Consider the following 19,863-nt stretch of genomic DNA (forward strand, 5'->3'; position numbering starts at 1 on the left):
CAACTCAAAAACTTTTTGTACCTTTGCATCCGCTTTCGGGCAATGGGTGTTTTCCAGAGTGGCCAAATGGGGCAGACTGTAAATCTGCTGTCTTTCGACTTCGGTGGTTCGAATCCATCAGCACCCACGCAAGAACGGGCGATTCAGACATACTGATTCGCTCGTTCTTTTTTATTTTTTTTATCATCTTCAATGCGCAAATTGTGAATGCATTCATTTTGCCACAAAATAACAATATAACATTATAACACTAAGCACGTTTTTGCTGCGTGCTGGTATGGCAAGATAGAAATATGATATTGTATCAATTAATATATTATATTATTATTAATACCATTATATATAATATATATTACTCTACCCTCCCCGCGCGCCAATATTACAAAAACACGCTTAGTGTTATAATGTTATATTGTTATATTGTGGCACATTTCCTTAAAGTGTGGGTAAAACGGGTGAAAAAGCATGGAAAGTGGAACGGAATTGTACATGAAATGTTAAAGGATGTTATCGCATGAAAGTTTCCTGCAAATTGTTTTTTTTATTCGCAAAAAATTCGTACCTTTGCACCCGCAAAACAGAAAGAGACACTAACTGGTGCGTTAGTTCAGTAGGTTAGAATGCCTGCCTGTCACGCAGGAGGTCACGAGTTCGAATCTCGTACGCACCGCTCTCAATCTGAAATGCAGCGTAAATCACGGTTTGGTGCGTTAGTTCAGTAGGTTAGAATGCCTGCCTGTCACGCAGGAGGTCACGAGTTCGAATCTCGTACGCACCGCAAAAAAAATATGAAGCTCATTGATTACCAAATCGATGGGCTTTTTAACTATAAACGCTGAAACTATGAATAAAAAACTTTTCTTAACCGCAGCGCTGGTAGCTTTGACACTGGGCACATTTGCTCAGAAGCGCACCACACAACTCACGCTTTACAAGCAGTTTAAACCCAGTACGATCACGCTGAAGAACGGTCGCAGCATCAAGCAGTCGCTCACGAACGTGTTCCTGAAGAACAGTTCGCTGGTCTACATGCAGGGCGACCATGCCATGGAGGCCAACATGGACAACGTGGCCAAAGTGCAGTTCGACAACAAAACGTTCTATAACGTGAACAACCAATTGGCTTATATTGTTGACTCCGTTGGCGGCAATATCCTCTATCGCATTGATATCTTTGATTTGGATGCTTATAATCAGCAAATCAAGAACAATGTGAACATCACAGCCATCCCGTCGTTCTCGGGCGACATGATCAGTACCTCGTCAACAGACTTGAACAACGAGGGCGATTATCAGTTGCCTGTGTTCCCGCATTTCTATATTATGTTTAACGGCGAGCTCATCAAAGCTCATGAGCGCGAGATATCGCGACGCTTGCCCAAGAGCGACAAGGAACTCAATCGTAGGTATCGCACGGTGATTGAAATGAAGGACTTCTCGTGGACCGATAACAACAGTCTGAAGCAATTGCTCAAGGCTATTACTATCAAGAAATAAAAACGCTACGAAAGTATAAGTGAGAAAAGAAAAAGGTTTCGGAAAAATCCGAAACCTTTTTTATGTTAGAACGAATAAGAGAATCCCAGTGACGAATACTCTTTAAACTGCCAATATCCAAGGTTTTCGTCTCTATTGTTGGCATCGTCGAAGCGTGGGAATAGGAATAGATTTGCTGAGATGTATTTTGACACGCGAAGTGCAAATGTGTTTTCCCATTCAATCTCCTGACGGTGATAGCTGGTGAAGCCGTAGATGCGCGATTTCCATTCTACATTGTCGTTAAGTTTCCATGTGAGTGAAGCCGTCAGCTGCGAACCGAAATCGGTCAGCGAATGTGTGTGGCGATCCAGTTTTACACCAAAGCTTCCGGCCAGGTCGGCACGGTCCACATAGCGATAGTTGATGGCCAGGGGGGCGATGTTGACAGTACCCGTGAGTCGTTTCTTGAAAGCTTCTACTTTATAGTCCATACCAAGACCTACACTGAGGTTGAACGGCGACATGAAATCCGAGAATGTCTTGGTGTTGTTGGCCTTAAAACCGCGCGTAAACTGCGTGTAGGCCAGCAATTGCAGTGTGTAGTACCAGCGATTGGCGGCTTGCAGACCCACCTTACCGGTGTAACGAAGCAGATCCTCGTTGGCCTTGAAGCGGTGTACGGTGTCCGAGGGCGACGTCTGGAAACCGAGTTTCATCTCGAGCTTGTTGTCCCACTTCCATATCGATTTGTTGTCATAGTTGGCTTCAACGGTGAAACTACCCACTGCAGCATAGTTATTCTCACCGCCTTTATACCAGTTGTCCGATACGTAGTTCTGCATAAACTGCAGGTAGGTGTCGGCCTTGTACTTCCAAAAGTTTGGCTTTTCAATCACCACCTGAACAGGCTCTGCCTCAGGCATTTCCGGCATAGGAGCTGCCTGCTCAACCATCTCGACTTCCTGCTTCACAACCGATTCCTCGATGATGTCCTGACGAAGGGCGCCAGACTTCTCCTGCTCCGACTGTGTGACCTGTACTAATTCCGGACGAGTCAGATAAACATGCATCAGTGCTTGGTCAATGGCCTGGCTCACCTCGTCGGGGTCGGACGATGCAATAGACAATTGGTTGCTGGCAACTGAGTGATAGAACGTGAGCGGAGCAAAAAGACGGAAGTATTGTCCGCTCGACAAATTACCATACTGTGCGGCACTTGCGCTTAGCGCAATTGTTGCCACCATAAATAATGCAAATTTTCTCATAACTGCGTGCAAAGTTATGATTTTTTTTTGTAACTTTGCACCTTGTTTGAGAAAAAGTAATAAAAATATTCTAAAATAATGAACAGAAACACTCTTATTGGCTTTAGCCTCATTGCTGTGGTGCTCATCGCATTCAGTTATCTGAACACACCTTCGCAGGAGGAGATTGAAGCCTACAACCGACAACAGGACAGCATCGAGGCTGTAAAGAAACAAATTGAGGCTAGTCAGCTGGCGGCCGCTCAGGAGAAACAAGTGGTGAAGGTCGATTCTACCGACCTTTTCTTGCCCGTTATGAACGATTCGGCACTTGCAGAGAACCGCCTGGTGGTGCTGAAAAACGATTCGCTGGAGCTGGCATTCAACACCAAGGGTGGCACATTGGCCAGCGCTCGTATCATTGCCCACAAAGACACCGCCAACAACGCAGGTATTGAGTTGCTGAGTGCCGAGGGTCAGAAGATGAACTTTGTTTTGAAAGGCCTGAAAAAATATATCAATACTGCCGATTTGTATTTCACCGACTCTGTCAGCGCCGATGGTTCGCTGCTGATGACAGCACAGGCACAAAACGGCGGTACGCTGGTGTTTAAATACACGCTGGGTCCCGACTATATGCTGCACTTCGCTCTTCAGGCAAATGGACTGGCCGACCAGCTGGACCCCACGAGTAAGGAACTCACCATTCAGTGGCAAGACTCATGTCGCCAGCAGGAGAAAGGCTTTACGTTTGAGAACTATCGCTCGGCCCTCACCTATAAGTTCTGCGACGGTGGCACCGATTATCTGAGCGAGACCTCCGACAAGAAGGAAACCATCGACGAGGCTATCGACTGGGTGGCATTCAAAAACCAGTACTTCTCGGCTGTACTCATCTCGAAGGATGCCTTCAATGCTGGTGCCGAGTTGACAAGTACACCGCTCGATAAGAGTACCCGCATCCTAAAAAACTACGAGGCCAACCTCACAACGAAGTTTGACCCCACGGGAACACAGGCCTCTGAGTTCGAGATGTTCATCGGTCCTAACGACTTCCGACTGATTCAGGACGTTGAGGAACAGAGCACCTTCGGAAAAGACCTGGAACTGGAGCGTCTTGTATATCTGGGATGGCCGTTGTTCCGCTTCATCAACCGCTGGTTCACACTCTATGTGTTCGACTGGCTCACCAAGCTGGGATTGCCCATGGGCATCGTTCTGATTCTCATCACCCTGCTTCTCAAGGCCATCACCTATCCCATGGTCAAAAAGAGCTATATGTCGAGTGCCAAGATGCGTGTATTGAAACCGAAACTCGACGAAGCTACTAAGCAGTTTAACAAGCCTGAAGACCAAATGCAAAAGCAGCAGGCCATGATGGCGCTCTATTCGAAATATGGCGTGTCTCCTCTGGGTGGCTGTCTGCCTATGCTCATTCAGATGCCCATCTGGATTGCGATGTTCAACTTCGTGCCTAACGCCATCCAGCTGCGCCGCGAGTCGTTCCTATGGATGGACGACCTGTCAACCTACGATCCTTTCGTGGAATGGGGCTTCCATATCTGGGGCATTGGCGACCATCTGTCGCTCACCTGTATCTTGTTCTGCGTCAGCAACCTGCTCTACTCTTACATGACCATGCGTCAGCAGCGCGACCAGATGGTGGGTCAGCAGGCCGAGCAGATGAAGATGATGTCGTGGATGATGTATATCATGCCTTTGATGTTCTTCTTCATGTTCAACGACTACTCAAGCGGTCTTAACTTCTATTATTTCATCTCGCTGTTCTTCTCAGCTGCCATTATGTGGACACTGCGCAAGACTACTGATGACGAGAAGCTCCTGGCCATTCTCGAAGCAAAATACAAGGAGAATCAGAACAACCCCAAGAAGATGACCGGACTGGCCGCCCGACTGGAGGAGATGCAGAAGCGTGCTGCCGAGATTCAGAAGATGCAGCAGCAGAACCGTAAGTAAAAAACGAACGAACATTCATTCACACACATAGACACAGAAATGAAAATAGGATTCGACAACGACAAATATCTGAAGATACAGTCGGAACACATCAAAGAGCGCATTGCGAAGTTCGATGGCAAACTGTATCTGGAGTTGGGTGGCAAACTCTTTGACGACCATCACGCCAGCCGTGTGCTGCCTGGCTTCAAGCCCGATTCAAAGTTGCGTATGTTCGGTCAGCTGCGCGATCAGTTGGAAATCGTTATCGTGGTTAGCGCTGAGGACATCGAGAAGAATAAGGTGCGTGCCGACTTGGGCATAACATACGATGAGGATGTGCTACGCCTGCGTGAAGAGTTCATGAACCGCGACTTCATGGTGGGATCTGTTGTTATCACTCATTATAATGGTCAGAAGGCTGCCGATCAGTTCCGTCATCGTCTCGAGCGCATGGGCATCAAGTCGTATGTTCACTATCTCATCGATGGTTATCCCCACAATGTGGAATTGATTGCCAGTGACGAGGGGTTCGGCAAGAACGACTATGTGGAGACTTCTCGCGAGCTGGTTATTGTTACTGCACCTGGTCCTGGCTCAGGCAAGATGGCCGTTTGCCTTTCTCAGTTGTACAACGAGAACAAGCGCGGTGTGCGTGCCGGCTATGCTAAGTTCGAGACTTTCCCCGTATGGAACCTGCCTCTGAAGCATCCTGTGAACATCGCCTACGAAGCAGCAACTGCCGACCTGAACGATGTGAACATGATCGACCCGTTCCATTTGGAGGCCTACGACAAGATTGCCATCAACTACAACCGCGATATCGAGATTTTCCCTGTGCTCAACGCTCTGTTCGAGGGTATCTATGGCGAGAATCCTTATAAGAGTCCCACGGATATGGGTGTCAACATGGTGGGCTTCTGTATCAGCGATGATGAGGTGTGCTGTCAGGCTTCTCGCGACGAGATTATCCGCCGTTATTACTCGGCCACGAACAAAATGGCTGAGGGGGCAGACAACGAGCGTGAGGTAAATAAGATTCTGATGCTCTTTAATCAGGCTAAGATCACCACAGCATATCGACGTGTTACCGTTGCTGCTCAGGCTAAACAGGAACTCACCGAACAGACATCGGCTGCTATGGAACTGGAAGATGGCACAATCATCACATCTAAGTCGTCTCCCCTGCTTGGTTGCTCGGCTGCTTTGTTGCTTAATGCTACGAAGCATTTGGCTGGCATCGACCATCAGATAAAACTGATTCCTGAGAGTCTTATCGAACCTGTTCAGAAAACTAAGATTGAGTACTTGGGAGGAAAGAACCCTCGCTTGCATACTGACGAGGTGTTGGTCGCTCTTAGCGTTCTTTCTAAGGATGATGAAATGTGTCGTCGTGCATTGGAGCAGTTGCCTAAACTCAAAGGCTGTCAGGTCCACTCTACGGTGATGCTTTCTGAGGTAGACCGCAAAATCTTTAATAAATTGGGTTGCGGACTGACGTGTGATCCTGTGAAAAAGAAATAATTAGCCTATTCTACATAATATGAACAAAGCATTATCACTTGCTGCAGCAGCTTTACTGATGACGGCCTGCGGCACACAGAAAGAGACTGATACAGTGAATATCCAGAAACAGACGATAGAACTTACCAGTGACCAAATGACTCCAGAGGCTCTCTGGGCTATGAGTCGCATTGGTGGTTACGAGCCTTCGCCCGACGGCCAACACATTGTATTTCAGATGGGATACTATAGTGTAGAGGAGAACAAAAGCCACCAGGTGTTGTGGATGATGAATGCCGATGGCACGGAGCAGAAACAGTTGACCGAGGACGCTGACAACGAGACGGATGCACAGTGGCTCGACAACGAGACTGTGGCCTTCATCAAGGGTGGCGAGGTATGGAAAATGAACCTCGATGGTTCTGGTCGTAAGCAACTCTCTGAGACGGATGGCAAGGTTGAGGGCTTTATGTTCTCGCCCGACTATTCAAAGGTTATTATCCTACAGAGCATACCCTTCAACGAAATCATCAAAGAGAAACCTGCCGACCTGCCCAAGACTACTGGACGCGTGGTGACCGACTTGATGTATCGCCACTGGGACCATTATGTGGAGAGTATCCAGCATCCATTCGTATTCACTGTGGATGATGATTTTACCATCGCTAATGAGGGCAAAGATATGCTCGAAGGTGAGCCTTTTGAATGTCCAATGGAACCCTTTGGTGGTATGGAACAGTTAGCTTGGAGCACCGACTCAAAGTGTATAGCCTTCACTTGTCGCTGTAAGACAGGACTGGCCTACAGTGTCTCGACCGATTCAGACATATTTCTCTATGACGTGGAGAGCGGCGACATGAATAAAACTAAGAACCTCTGCAAAGGATGTGAGTGGGGTGTCGTGTCTGATGGCACCGTTCCGTACGAGACTGATAATCTGCTCGACCCAACAAAGTCTCTCAAGAACCAGTTCGTCAACACAAATCTGAAGGACATGAACGTTGGTTACGATACCAATCCGAAGTTCTCGCCAGACGGCCGCTATGTGGCTTGGCTCTCGATGGAGCGCGACGGCTATGAGGCCGACCGCAATCGCCTCTGTGTCTACGATCTGAAAGAAGGCACAAAGAGCTACGTCACAGAGTCGTTCGACTCAAACGTGGATGACTATTGCTGGGCTCCCGATTCTAAGACTATTTATTTCATTGGTGTATGGCATGCTACAGAGAATCTTTACAGCACTAACTTACAGGGTGAGGTTAAGCCTATCATCACCGAATGGGCCGACTTCGGTTCGCTAAAGATGCTGAACGATAAGCAAATCTTAGCTGAGCAGCACAGTTTTACATCACCATATGATCTCTATGTAATAACACCTGGTGATGGAAATAACGGTGCAAAGAAAACACAGATTACTGAGGTCAACAAGGAGATTCTCGATCAGTTGGCTAAACCTTCTGTTGAACAGTATTGGGTGAAGACAACCGACAACAAGGAACTTCTTACATGGGTGATTCTTCCACCACATTTTGATAAAACAAAGAAATACCCCACCCTGCTCTTCTGCGAAGGTGGTCCTCAGAGTCCTGTATCTCAGTTCTGGAGCTATCGCTGGAACTTCTTCATTATGGCTTCTCAGGGCTATGTCGTTGTGGCACCGAACCGTCGTGGGTTACCAGGATTTGGTCAGGAATGGCTCGAGGAAATCTCGGGTGACTGGACTGGCCAATGCATGAACGACTATCTTTCGGCCATTGACTTCGCATGCGACAGTCTACCTTATGTCGATCGCGACCGTCTGGCGGCAGTAGGAGCATCATTTGGCGGCTTCTCTGTCTACTATCTGGCAGGTCATCACGATAAGCGATTCAAGTGCTTTATCGCTCACGATGGTGCTTTCAACCTGGAGGCCATGTACACTGAGACCGAGGAAAACTGGTTCTCTAACTGGGAGTACGATGATGCTTATTGGAATAAGGATCAGACTGCACAAGCCAAAAAGACTTACGATAACTCGCCCCATCGTTTCGTAGACAAATGGGATACACCTATACTCTGTATCCACGGTGAAAAGGACTATCGCATCAATGCAACTCAAGGCATGAGCGCTTTCAATGCGGCTCGTATGCGTGGCATAGAAGCAGAACTTCTCATCTTCCCTGATGAGAATCACTGGGTTCTAAAACCACAAAATGGTATTCTGTGGCAGAGAACATACTTCGAGTGGCTGGAACGCTGGATAGGAAAATAAGGATATACCTTATTAATTATATATATGAAATAACTTCTGCCACGTTAGGCATGAAATGTATAAAGAGACATTTTGTCAAGTATGACAAGGTGTCTCTTTTCCTTTTGTTGCTTTTTGCCATTTGTTTGTGATATTTCGATATATTTATACATAAATCCTTGACATATATCAAAAATATAATAATCTAATTATCAAAACGTCACATTTTTCACAAAAAAGATGATAAAACGTTTGTGTTTTCCAAAAAATACGATAACTTTGCACACGCAAATGCAAAATAAACAAACTTTAGTTCAATTTAATTTTCAAAGGTAAAAGATTATGAATGCAGCACAAGTTGTAGAGCAGTTGAAACAGCGCTTTCCTAACGAGCCCGAATACATTCAGGCCGTAAGTCAGGTACTTCCCACTATCGAGGAAGAGTACAACAAGCACCCCGAGTTTGAAAAGAGCAACCTTATCGAGCGTCTTTGCATCCCCGATCGTGTGATTGAGTTCCGCGTGACATGGGTTGACGATAAGGGCAATGTTCAGACCAACATGGGTTATCGCATTCAGCACAATAACGCCATTGGCCCGTACAAAGGCGGTATCCGTTATCACAAGTCTGTAAACCTGGGCATTCTGAAGTTCTTGGCTTTTGAGCAGACTTTCAAGAATTCACTGACAACCCTTCCTATGGGTGGTGCTAAGGGTGGTTCAGACTTCTCTCCCCGTGGCAAGAGCGATGCTGAGGTAATGCGTTTCTGCCAGGCTTTCATGAATGAGCTTTATCGCCATATTGGTCCTGACGAGGACGTTCCTGCAGGTGATATCGGTGTAGGTGGTCGTGAGGTTGGCTATATGTTTGGTCAGTACAAGAAGCTCACCCACCAGTTCCAGGGTGTACTCACTGGTAAGGGCATTCAGTTTGGTGGTTCTCTCATCCGTCCTGAGGCTACTGGTTATGGCACAGTTTATTTCCTCGTTTCTATGCTGCAGACTCGCGGCATCGAGCTGAAGGGCAAGAAGGTTCTTATCTCTGGTGCAGGTAACGTAGCTCAGTATGCTGCAGAGAAGTGCTTGCAGCTCGGCGCTATTCCTATGACCATGTCAGACTCTGACGGTTATATCTATGATCCCGATGGTATCACTCGTGAGAAGCTTGACTACATCATGCAGTTGAAGAACGTGGAGCGCGGACGTATTAAGGAGTATGTTGAGGAGTATCCCACTGCAAAATATTACGAAGGCAAGCGTCCTTGGTTCGAAAAGGCCGACATCGCACTGCCTTGCGCTACTCAGAACGAGATTAACGGTGAGCAGGCTCAGGCTCTCGTAGACAACGGTGTTATCGCTGTTGCTGAGGGTGCCAACATGCCTTCACTGCCCGAGGCTATCAAGATCTTCCAGGATGCTAAGATTCTGTATGCTCCTGGTAAAGCTTCTAATGCTGGTGGTGTATCAGTATCAGGTCTTGAGATGTCACAGAACTCTGAGCGCCTGTCATGGACAGCTAAGGAGGTTGACGACTACCTGAAGCGCATCATGAACGATATTCATGAGAACTGCGTGAAGTATGGTACTCAGGCTGATGGCTACATCAACTATGTGAAGGGTGCTAACGTTGCAGGCTTCATGAAGGTTGCTAAGGCTATGATGGCTCAGGGCATTGTATAATGCATCTATTAATGTTATAACACTATTCGAGCGGGTTGGTTTTAACCCGCTCGATTTTTGTATATAGGACTCAATGAACTGACATGATGGTGCAAATTGACAATAAATGATTTATCACCCCTATTATTTGCTAATTCTTTGGCTAATCAGAAAAAGTTTAGTACTTTTGCATGCTCAAAAAGGCAAAACATTATCTATAAAATAATACTAACAATGGAAATGAAACCATTAAACAAACACTTTGCACCTAAAAGTGTGATGCCAGAAAAAGTGATTCAGTTTGGCGAGGGTAACTTCCTCCGTGCATTCGTAGATTGGATTATTTGGAATATGGACCAGAAGACAAACTTCAATGGTTCGGTTGTTGTTGTGCAGCCCATCGAAAAAGGCATGGTAGAATGGCTTAACGGTCAGGATTGTTTGTATCACGTGAACCTTCAAGGTCGTGAAAATGGCAAACCGGTCAATACGCTTGAGCGCATCGATGTCATTAGTCGCGCATTGAATCCCTACTCTCAGAATGATGCTTTCATGGCGTTGGCCGATCAGCCTGAGATTCGTTTTGTTATTTCAAACACTACAGAAGCTGGTATTGCTTTCGATTCTACTTGCAAACTTGACGACAAACCCGCATCGAGTTATCCAGGCAAATTGGTTCAGCTGCTGTATCGTCGTTATAAGACATTTAATGGTGATCCTACTAAGGGCTTGATTATCTTCCCCTGTGAATTGATATTCCTGAATGGCCATGTACTGAAGGACTGCATTAATAAATACATAGAATTATGGAATCTAGGCGCAGACTTTAAGAAATGGTTTGATGAATGCTGTGGCGTCTATGCTACGCTTGTTGACCGTATTGTGCCAGGCTTCCCTCGTAAGGACATAGCCGAGATTCAGGAGAAGGTGGGCTATCGCGACAACCTCGTAGTACAGGCCGAGAACTTCCATCTTTGGGTTATCGAGGCTCCTAAAGAGGTTGCAAAGGAATTCCCTGCCGACAAAGCTGGTCTGCACGTATTGTTCGTTCCGTCTGAAGAACCATATCACAAACGTAAGGTGACTCTGCTGAACGGCCCGCACACGGTTCTCTCGCCAGTAGCTTTCCTTAGTGGCGTAAACATTGTACGTGATGCCTGTCAGCATGAAGTTATATCGAAGTATATCCACAAGGTTCAGTTCGAAGAATTGATGCAGACACTTGATTTGCCGATGGACGAATTGGAAAAGTTTGCTGGCGACGTATTGGAGCGCTTCGACAATCCATTCGTAGATCATCAGGTAACTTCTATCATGCTTAATTCATTCCCAAAGTTCCAAGCACGCGACCTGCCTGGTGTAAAGACATTCTTAGAGCGTAAAGGTGAACTGCCCAAGGGACTTGTATTTGGCTTGGCTGCCATCATCACCTACTATAAAGGTGGCAAGCGCGCAGATGGTGTTGAGATCGTGCCCAATGACGATGAAAAGATTACGGGCCTGCTAAAAGAACTTTGGGCTACTGGCGACACTCAGAAAGTAACTGATGGCGTACTTGGTGCCGAGTTTATATGGCAAGAAGACCTGAATAAAATTCAAGGATTGAATCAAATGGTAAAACAATTCTTGGATTTGATACAAGAAAAAGGAATGCTTGAAGCCGTCAAGACAATTCTTTAACACACTTTAATCTCCGAATCTAACGATGATTCGGAGATTTTTTATACCTTTGCACCGTTTTTTTTTAATTAACTCAGTATGTTTAAACCACAATTCATCAAGCATGAGGTGTTGGTATTCCGCCAGTTTCAGCGCAAAGGCTATTCGCTTTTTGCCTGTCTGGGTCGTGAAGTCGTAATCTCTGTGCTCAGTGTGGCAACCCTCCAATCAGCAGGAGCCACCAGCATTAGCGACGAGACTTGGCGAGCTAACGAAGACAGCACCAAGACTGCAGCCCGAGAAGTAATGCTCGACGACGTGAGTATTACAGGCTCTAGGGCTCCCCTGACCGTGAGTCAGGCTGCGAGAATGGTAACTGTACTGAGCCGCGAAGATATTGCGCAGGCGCCAGTACAAAGTATTAACGATTTGCTGAAGATGGCCGTAGGCATAGACGTCCGGCAACGTGGGCCACTTGGTTCGCAGACAGACATCTCAATTAGAGGAGGCACTCAGGAGCAAATCATCATCCTACTGAATGGCATCAACATCTCTGACCCGCAAACGGCCCATAACACAATGGACCTGCCATGCGATGTGTCCGACATTGAGCGTATTGAGGTGCTTGAAGGTCCTGCGGGCCGTACATATGGTACCTCGTCACTCGTTGGCGCCATTAACATCGTTACCCGCACACATCAGCCTAATACTCATGCGGAAATTAGACTGGAAAGCGGTTCATACGGCTATGCAAAAGCAGGAGCACGTATTAATCCACTAAGCAATGCACTTCACTGGAACGGAATGATTTCTGCATCGTATGCAAGAAGTGATGGCTATTCACGTTCGCGAGACGGTAAACTGAATACAGATTTCAGTGGCTCAAAAGCATTCTATCAGGGTGGATATCATAACCAGCTTGTGCGTTTGTCATGGCACCTAGGTATCAGTGATAAAGGATGGGGCTCCGGTACATTTTATGCTACGCCGAAATGGCAGGCTGACGAGCAATATGAACATACCACCAAAACGTTTTTTGCACTGCAAGGCGAGAATCGTGAAGGTCCTGTTCACTTTCAAACGGCCATCTATTGGAACCAGAACAAGGATCGATACGAAGGCTACAGAGATTGTCCGGAAAAGATGAAATATAACTATAACCGTTGTAATGTATACGGTTTGAAATTAAATAGTTATTTTGATTGGATATGTGGACGAACTGCTCTTGGTGCAGAGATGCGAAACGAAGATCTGGTGAGTGGCAATCTTGGGGAGCCACTATTCCGTACGCATCACATCAACGGCACCGATCGCGACTATACACTTGGTGTTAACCGAACAAACATCTCGGCCCATTTGGAACATAATGTGCTATTAAACAGACTAACCATCTCGGCTGGTTTTGTGGCAGCTAAGAGTTCCTGGAGTAACATGAATATGACGCTCTATCCGGGCATTGATGTGAGTTATCAGTTGATGGGACATGGCGCATCATCCGTCAGTCGCCAATCGTCTTCTCTGAAACTATTCGCATCCTATAATAGTTCACTTCGTTTACCGTCGTTCACGGAGATGTACTACAAGTTACAAGGCTATTCGGCTGATCCGCATTTGAAGCCCGAGGAAATGCAGGCCTTGGAAATAGGAGCGCACTACATCTCGTCCATTATCGACGCAAAAGCCAGTATCTATCATCATCATGGTAAAGATATGATAGACTGGATTATGGACACCAACCAAGGTAGTGAGGCACAATGGAAAAGTGTGAACCACACAAAGGTAAACTCGTATGGCGTGGAGGCAAATATGGGCGTGAACTTGTCGCAATGGCTTAAGTTTAACGACAGGAACACGAGAATCAGCCTTAGTTACAGCTACATTTATCAAGACAAAGACTTGGAGGAAGGCATTGTGTCGCAATATGCATTGGAATATCTGCGTCATAAACTTGTAGGAAGTCTGCAAACAGATGTTTGGAAAAACCTAAGTCTGAGACTTGATTATCGCTGGCAAGACCGCGTGGGCTCATATACATCCTTCAGCGGTGAGACAATGAACTACAAACCGTATATGCTGATGGATGCCCACATACAATGGGATGCCAAGCGTTACGTAGTCTATGCAGATGTAAACAATCTACTGAATAATCGTTCGTATGTAGACTTTGGAAACGTGCCGCAACCTGGTCGATGGTTTGTGGCAGGTCTTAAAATAAGGCTATAAGCAATAATGTTTCGGATGCAGAGGCGCATGAGAGGAAAGAAAAATGGATTTTCATTTGGTTTTTCACTCGATTTGCACTACCTTTGCATCCGAAATTGCAATTTATAAAAAAAATGATACTTGATAAAATCAATGAACTCCTTCTGCAGGTAGATAGCCTGAAGGCCTGCAACGCAGAAGAAGTAGAACAACTTCGACTGAAATATCTGAGTAAAAAAGGCGAAATCTCGGAGTTGATGAACGATTTCCGCTCGGTGCCTGCTGAGCAGAAAAAAGAGGTAGGTATTAAGATTAATGAGTTGAAACAACGTTTCACCGACCGCATTAACCAATTGCGTGACGAATTGGCCACTCAGGAGGGTGATGCCGAAGCTATCGACCTGACACGTACCCCCTATCCTATCCAGTTAGGAACACGCCACCCGCTGACTATTGTTACCAACGAAATTATCGACATCTTCAGTCGTATGGGATTCGTATTGGCCGATGGTCCTGAGGTGGAAGACGATCTTCATGTGTTCACTCGCATGAACTTTGCCGCTGACCATCCCGCTCGTGATATGCAGGACACCTTCTTCGTGAGCCAGCATCCCAACGATGTAACAAAGAACATTCTACTCCGTTCTCACACATCGAGTGTTCAGGCTCGCGTGATGGAGCAGATGCACACCGAGGATGGCAAACTCACAGGACCAATCCGCGTCATCTGCCCGGGTCGCGTTTATCGTAACGAGGCCATTACAGCCCGCGCTCACTGCTTCTTCCATCAGGTTGAGGGACTTTATATCGACAAGAACGTATCGTTTACCGACCTGAAGCAGGTGTTGCTCTCGTTTGCACGCGAGATGTTTGGTGCCGACACGAAGATTCGTCTGCGTCCTTCATACTTCCCATTCACCGAGCCTAGCGCCGAGATGGATATCTCTTGCTTTATCTGTGGTGGCGAAGGTTGCGGTTTCTGTAAGCACACTGGCTGGGTAGAGATTCTGGGATGCGGTATGGTAGACCCGAACGTGCTGGAGCAGTGTGGCATTGATTCAAGCATCTATAGCGGCTATGCATTCGGCATGGGTGTTGAACGTATCACAAACCTGAAGTATCGTGTGAGCGATCTTCGCATGTTCTCGGAGAACGACACCCGTTTCCTGGAAGAGTTCCAGTCGGCAGACTAATCCATGATATGATACTTTCACCAAGAAAGTATCATATTTACAGGTAATAAATATGGCACTTAGCAAACGAAAGTCATATACTTTCAATAGCTAAGTGCCATACTTTTTTATTTGTATTTAAACTATTCTATCAACGTGAAGCATGAAAGCCTTCAAGATTCTCGTATTTACGGCTCATCATGCGCTTATAGATATTACGCAACCAAATAGGATGAGTCAGAGTGAAGAGTAAGCCGATGATGGCCAAAGCCACATAAGCCGTGGTCTCGTCAAACAGAAGAATGAACACAGACACTAAAACCAGCGGCAGGAACATTGCCACCATTTGGATAATGAACTGAATGCCATTCTCAACGTTATTCTTGCCTGTAATCTTCTCGTTCAAAGGAATCGTCTGCTTGTTGTATACAGCCATCTGGAACAGCGTGAAATAAAGCATCCCGCTGCTTAACAAGAAATACGCGATGACCATCAACAGCGAGAACTTGCCTGCAATTATTGCTGGAATCATCAACAACAGAGGCACAACAAGAATAGCTACATGAAAATAGTACTTGGCTTTTAGCAGCGACAGGATATTTTCTTTGTTGGTCATCAGCAGGTCGATATAATTGCCTTCTGGTGCCATAATCTTAATTAAGGTGGACATGCCATAGAGTCCAAAGAAATAGAAACACCAGAAATTAAGCATCATATGACCATCGTAAATTGATGTATAGGAAATGAGCAACGTAAGAATGACTATCAAAGTCAGACTCATGATGACTCGCTGGCGGATGGCCTTGTTGCGGAAGATGGACTTGAGCTCTAGCTTCAGGTATTCACCCGTCTGACCAAATCGCTCGAGGAACGTGTACTGTGAAATATGCTTCATGTCGGCCTCTTTTTTCTCAAGTTTCATAATCTCCTCGCGCACATAGCGGAACTGCATCCAGCGATTCAGATAGAATAATCCGGCCAGCAGAACAACGCTGAAAACAAAGAAGAACCATGTGGATGTAAAGTCGAGGATCATATCCATCTGAGCATCAAACCAATCTTCGTTGATAGGCAAACTTATCCATGGTGCTCCATAAACAACAATGGGCAGTATCCACCACAACACAGAACGCTGAGCAAGCGTGCGAACCATCAAATAGAACTGACTATTGGCCAGCGTCATGATTAATCCACAAAGAATAACCAAAAGCACAGTAAGGAAAGAAGCTCCGCCAAAGCCCAAAATGACAGCGTAGGGCAAATAGAGGGCCAACCAAATCCAATTGAATCCTGCCAGGAGTGTATTCAGCAGGAAGGTCTCAACTACGGAATAGAAAGGCAGTGGTTGCAGCAAGTACGGCTTCACCATTACCGCTGGTGTTTGCTGAAAGACAAGACGCTCGCCGAAGTCTATGGCCAGCCACAATGGCAGCAAAGCTAGTACCAAAGTGTATGTTCGAGACTCCGTGGCCCCCAAAGCCATAAAGGAGCCTATGAAAATAAAATAGATAATAAACATGCCTGCGCCAAACAACGTCATGATTTTAGCCACAATGCTTTGTTCGAAAGCAGGACTACGACGCAGAGCCAAATTGCCCTGTTTGCGCAAAATAAGGAGGAGTTTCCAGCGATTCATAGTTGAAAATCTATTGGTAATTATCTTAGGTCAATAACCTCGGCTGTGGGGAAATCTTTTGAATTGAATTTGAAAGCAGCATCGCTCAGCTTGGCTGTCTTCATATTCTTGATCGTAAAGGTGGTCCACTTTTGTTTCTGAAGCAACTTAACCTCAGTGGGATGATATGTCTTTTTATCAACGGTGATAAACATCTCTTTTACCCGTTTCGACGAATCGGTTGAAGTGAGATGAACCTGATAGGCACCTGCAGACTGAGTCATCGTATAGCGGAATCCTTTCTTATACATATTAATAAAATTATAAGGATTCATCACCTGTAGTTGAGCTTCAGAGGGAGTGGTCACATTCACTTCATCATTATTTGACATATAGGTCCAAAGTGTCTTGCCGTCGAACCACAAAGTAGCCATTGACGTGTTAGCTGTAAACATTCGGCCCTTCACAGAAATCTTTCCAGATGAATTACCATACTGAGCGCTATTCATAATGAAATCAGCCTGTACGCCGGTTTTTGCGTTGATAGAAGCCGCACACTTGTCAAGAACGGTTTTAGCATCCTGTGCATAAGAAGCTGTAAAGCATGCTGTCAACAGCGTGAGAACTAAAAACAATCTTTTCATATACCTTATTTGAATTTATTTTCTATTATATAATGAACTCTTTCGCTTGTTTTATTTTAATGAATTCAATAGGTTCTCCAGACTCATGTCGTCTTGGATCAAAACCTCACGGGGCTTCGATCCATGTGCCTGTCCTACGATACCTGCCTTCTCTAATTGGTCCATCAAACGGCCTGCACGGTTATAGCCAATGGCAAACTTACGCTGAATCAAACTCGTCGAACCGCTCTGCTCATGAACAATGAGGCGTGCAGCATCATCAAACATTGGGTCAAGATGACTCAAATCTGCATCGCTGCCAGATGAACTCAAGCCTTCAGACTCACTTACGGGAGGCTCAGGCAACTCGTAAGGTTCCAAATAGCCCTGTTGTTGAGCAATAAACTGATTAATATTATCAACCTCTGGTGTGTCAACGAATGCACATTGTACACGAACGGGATCGTTTCCTTGGAGGTAAAGCATGTCGCCTCGGCCAATAAGTTGCTGCGCACCCATACGGTCGAGAATGGTCTTCGAGTCAATTCCCTGTGAAACCTTGAAGGCAATACGCGCTGGGAAGTTGGCCTTGATGGTACCAGTAATGATGTTCGTGGTAGGACGCTGAGTGGCAATAATCATGTGAATACCTACGGCACGGGCCTTCTGGGCAATTCGGGCAATAGGCAATTCGATTTCTTTGCCTGCAGTCATAATCAGGTCGCCATACTCATCGATAACAACCACGATGTATGGCATAAACTTATGGCCCTTCTCGGGGTTCAACTTTCGGGCAATGAACTTGCGGTTATAGTCCTTGATATTGCGTTCGCCCGCAGCCATCAGCAACTCGTAACGAGCATCCATCTCTACACAAAGACTTTGAAGCGTACGAATAACCTTTGTGGTGTCAGTAATGATAGGTGACGCATTGTCATCTGGTACCTTTGCCAAGAAGTGATTAGCAATCTTGGCATAGATACTGAACTCAACCATCTTGGGGTCAACCAGCACAATTTTCATCTCGGCTGGGTGCTTTTTGTATAGCAATGAGGTTAGGATGGCATTCAAACCAACAGACTTACCCTGACCAGTGGCACCGGCCACAAGCAAGTGCGGGGCTTTTGCAAGGTCAAACATAAACACCTCGTTTGTGATAGTCTTACCCATGGCACAAGGCAATTCCATCGTGGTTTCCTGGAACTTCTTTGAGTTAAGGATTGACTCCATCGACACGATGTTTGCTTTTGCGTTTGGCACCTCAATACCTATAGTTCCCTTACCGGGAATAGGTGCAATGATACGAATACCAAGAGCTTTCAGACTCAAGGCGATATCATCCTCAAGGCCGCGTATCTTAGATATGCGAACACCTTGAGCTGGAGTAATCTCGTAAAGAGTGATGGTTGGGCCAACGGTGGCCTTGATGCTGCTAATCTCAATGCCGAACGTGCGAAGGACTTCTATGATTCGATTCTTGTTGGCTGTCTGCTCTTCCATGTCAATGTAGGGCTTGCCATCCGACTCATAGGTGTTTAGCAGGTCCAGCGTGGGATAATGGTAATTTTCCAAATCACGTTTAGGGTCATAAGGCTCTAAGTTGTCAACGTCCACCTGGGGATTCTCCGTGTCGTCGGCCTTCTCCTCTTCGCCAGCAACAGTTATCTCAATTTCAGGCTCATCCTTTTGTTCCATCGTTGTTACAACAGGCTCGACAACAGTCTTTTGTTGTCCAAAGTCCACAACCTGCGTCTGGGGGTTGTCAAACACTTCAGGGTCCTCTTCTGTTTGAATTAATTTCTCGTAGGAATCGTCAGGTGCGACTTCCGTCGTGTCATTATTGTTGACGGTGAATTTCACCTTTCTGACAAATCCCATTGGATTCAGAATTTTGCGAATCCACACAATGGTCTCTGAACTAACATACATCAGAAACAATATAGCAACAATAATCAATATGGCAACAAGACCAGGACTTCCTATGTATCGTTCCAGCAAGCGGCAAACATATAAGCCATGTTCACCTCCTGGGCAGAAATGCGAAGAAGAGCACAAAGGCGTTGCAAACTTTGCTAAGGCTACTGAGAACCATTCCATAACCACGGCTACGCAAATGAACCATTTGAGCAATGAAGGTTTGTAGGCCTTCATTAATGCCAATGAGAAAAGGAACATCAACAAGGGTAATCCAAAAGAGGACACACCAAAACAATGATTCATGAAGAAATAGGCTGCATAGGCGCCAAGGCTACCTACGGCATTTCCAAACTTCTGAGGCTCGTTTTCCAAATCGCCTTCTCTTAAATTCTCAATGATACTCTGGTCGGCAGCTCCTGTTGTGAAGTATGAAACAAAGGCCCACGTTAAGCAAACAGAGAGCGCAAAAAGAAGCATTCCTAAGAAGAAATGCAAACGCTCATTTTGAAAAACTTGTGAAATATGACGTAGTCCCAATGATTCCAACATAGACGGACTTGCAGATTGCGACATCGACTTCTTGCTCTTTTTCTTAGCCATTATT

12 protein-coding genes and 3 tRNA genes are annotated in these 19,863 nt (G+C 45.9%); 11 read left to right on the top strand and 4 right to left on the bottom strand.

The window, feature by feature from the left end; translation table 11 throughout:
* Window positions 1-44 precede the first annotated feature (44 nt).
* From M1D30_RS06475 to M1D30_RS06490, 4 genes are all read left to right on the top strand, one after another.
* Window positions 45-127, top strand: a tRNA-Tyr gene (locus M1D30_RS06475).
* Between the two features lie 469 nt (window positions 128-596).
* Window positions 597-670, top strand: a tRNA-Asp gene (locus tag M1D30_RS06480).
* Window positions 671-704: 34 nt separating this feature from the next.
* Window positions 705-778 (top strand) — tRNA-Asp (locus M1D30_RS06485).
* Between the two features lie 65 nt (window positions 779-843).
* Window positions 844-1,497: a hypothetical protein gene (locus tag M1D30_RS06490; RefSeq protein WP_248507558.1), complete on the top strand. Its 654-nt coding sequence runs from the start codon at window positions 844-846 to the stop codon at window positions 1,495-1,497.
* Between the two features lie 65 nt (window positions 1,498-1,562).
* Here the strand turns inward: M1D30_RS06490 and M1D30_RS06495 are convergent, their stop codons facing one another.
* Window positions 1,563-2,723, bottom strand: coding sequence for a DUF3078 domain-containing protein (locus M1D30_RS06495; RefSeq protein WP_248507560.1), 1,161 nt, complete (start codon window positions 2,721-2,723; stop codon window positions 1,563-1,565).
* Window positions 2,724-2,822: 99 nt separating this feature from the next.
* Here M1D30_RS06495 and yidC point away from each other — a divergent pair, with 99 nt between their 5' ends.
* The 7 genes from yidC (at window position 2,823) to pheS (ending at window position 15,125) form a co-directional block, all read left to right on the top strand.
* Complete coding sequence (gene yidC / locus M1D30_RS06500; RefSeq protein WP_248507562.1) at window positions 2,823-4,700, top strand: membrane protein insertase YidC; 1,878 nt, start codon at window positions 2,823-2,825, stop codon at window positions 4,698-4,700.
* Between the two features lie 39 nt (window positions 4,701-4,739).
* Window positions 4,740-6,203 carry a DUF1846 domain-containing protein gene (locus M1D30_RS06505; RefSeq protein ID WP_248507564.1) on the top strand — a complete coding sequence of 488 codons (1,464 nt, stop codon included), beginning with the start codon at window positions 4,740-4,742 and terminating at the stop codon, window positions 6,201-6,203.
* A 19-nt stretch (window positions 6,204-6,222) separates the two neighbouring features.
* Window positions 6,223-8,433: a S9 family peptidase gene (locus tag M1D30_RS06510; protein ID WP_248507566.1), complete on the top strand. Its 2,211-nt coding sequence runs from the start codon at window positions 6,223-6,225 to the stop codon at window positions 8,431-8,433.
* A gap of 321 nt (window positions 8,434-8,754) precedes the next feature.
* Window positions 8,755-10,092 (top strand): NADP-specific glutamate dehydrogenase, encoded by a 1,338-nt coding sequence (locus tag M1D30_RS06515; RefSeq protein WP_248507568.1) that lies wholly within the window; start codon window positions 8,755-8,757, stop codon window positions 10,090-10,092.
* Between the two features lie 219 nt (window positions 10,093-10,311).
* Window positions 10,312-11,751: a tagaturonate reductase gene (locus tag M1D30_RS06520; protein ID WP_248507570.1), complete on the top strand. Its 1,440-nt coding sequence runs from the start codon at window positions 10,312-10,314 to the stop codon at window positions 11,749-11,751.
* Window positions 11,752-11,829: 78 nt separating this feature from the next.
* A complete protein-coding gene (locus M1D30_RS06525; protein WP_248507571.1) occupies window positions 11,830-13,953 on the top strand; it encodes a TonB-dependent siderophore receptor in 2,124 nt (707 codons plus the stop codon).
* 113 nt (window positions 13,954-14,066) lie between these two features.
* Complete coding sequence (pheS, locus tag M1D30_RS06530) at window positions 14,067-15,125, top strand: phenylalanine--tRNA ligase subunit alpha (RefSeq protein ID WP_248507573.1); 1,059 nt, start codon at window positions 14,067-14,069, stop codon at window positions 15,123-15,125.
* 130 nt (window positions 15,126-15,255) lie between these two features.
* On the opposite strand, the gene M1D30_RS06535 is transcribed toward pheS, so the two are convergent.
* The 3 genes from M1D30_RS06535 to M1D30_RS06545 are packed head-to-tail and all read right to left on the bottom strand — an operon-like array spanning window position 15,256 to window position 19,859.
* Window positions 15,256-16,740 carry a DUF5687 family protein gene (locus M1D30_RS06535; RefSeq protein ID WP_248507575.1) on the bottom strand — a complete coding sequence of 495 codons (1,485 nt, stop codon included), beginning with the start codon at window positions 16,738-16,740 and terminating at the stop codon, window positions 15,256-15,258.
* Between the two features lie 20 nt (window positions 16,741-16,760).
* Entirely contained in the window at window positions 16,761-17,363 is a 603-nt protein-coding gene (locus tag M1D30_RS06540) for a LolA-like putative outer membrane lipoprotein chaperone (RefSeq protein WP_248507577.1), read from the bottom strand.
* 51 nt (window positions 17,364-17,414) lie between these two features.
* Window positions 17,415-19,859: a DNA translocase FtsK 4TM domain-containing protein gene (locus M1D30_RS06545; RefSeq protein WP_371874176.1), complete on the bottom strand. Its 2,445-nt coding sequence runs from the start codon at window positions 19,857-19,859 to the stop codon at window positions 17,415-17,417.
* Window positions 19,860-19,863: the final 4 nt, after the last annotated feature.

It is taken from the genome of Prevotella sp. E15-22, from assembly GCF_023204875.1.
Taxonomy (GTDB): Bacteria; Bacteroidota; Bacteroidia; order Bacteroidales; family Bacteroidaceae; genus Prevotella.

Excerpts from the sequence above, each read along its gene's own strand:
- M1D30_RS06490 (WP_248507558.1), top strand. The coding sequence starts at position 844 with ATGAATAAAAAACTTTTCTTAACCGCAGCGCTGGTAGCTTTGACACTG.
- pheS (WP_248507573.1), top strand. The coding sequence starts at position 14,067 with ATGATACTTGATAAAATCAATGAACTCCTTCTGCAGGTAGATAGCCTG.
- M1D30_RS06540 (WP_248507577.1), bottom strand. The coding sequence starts at position 17,363 with ATGAAAAGATTGTTTTTAGTTCTCACGCTGTTGACAGCATGCTTTACA.
- M1D30_RS06535 (WP_248507575.1), bottom strand. The coding sequence starts at position 16,740 with ATGAATCGCTGGAAACTCCTCCTTATTTTGCGCAAACAGGGCAATTTG.
- M1D30_RS06545 (WP_371874176.1), bottom strand. The coding sequence starts at position 19,859 with ATGGCTAAGAAAAAGAGCAAGAAGTCGATGTCGCAATCTGCAAGTCCG.
- M1D30_RS06515 (WP_248507568.1), top strand. The coding sequence starts at position 8,755 with ATGAATGCAGCACAAGTTGTAGAGCAGTTGAAACAGCGCTTTCCTAAC.
- M1D30_RS06525 (WP_248507571.1), top strand. The coding sequence starts at position 11,830 with ATGTTTAAACCACAATTCATCAAGCATGAGGTGTTGGTATTCCGCCAG.
- M1D30_RS06520 (WP_248507570.1), top strand. The coding sequence starts at position 10,312 with ATGAAACCATTAAACAAACACTTTGCACCTAAAAGTGTGATGCCAGAA.
- M1D30_RS06495 (WP_248507560.1), bottom strand. The coding sequence starts at position 2,723 with ATGGTGGCAACAATTGCGCTAAGCGCAAGTGCCGCACAGTATGGTAAT.
- yidC (WP_248507562.1), top strand. The coding sequence starts at position 2,823 with ATGAACAGAAACACTCTTATTGGCTTTAGCCTCATTGCTGTGGTGCTC.
- M1D30_RS06505 (WP_248507564.1), top strand. The coding sequence starts at position 4,740 with ATGAAAATAGGATTCGACAACGACAAATATCTGAAGATACAGTCGGAA.
- M1D30_RS06510 (WP_248507566.1), top strand. The coding sequence starts at position 6,223 with ATGAACAAAGCATTATCACTTGCTGCAGCAGCTTTACTGATGACGGCC.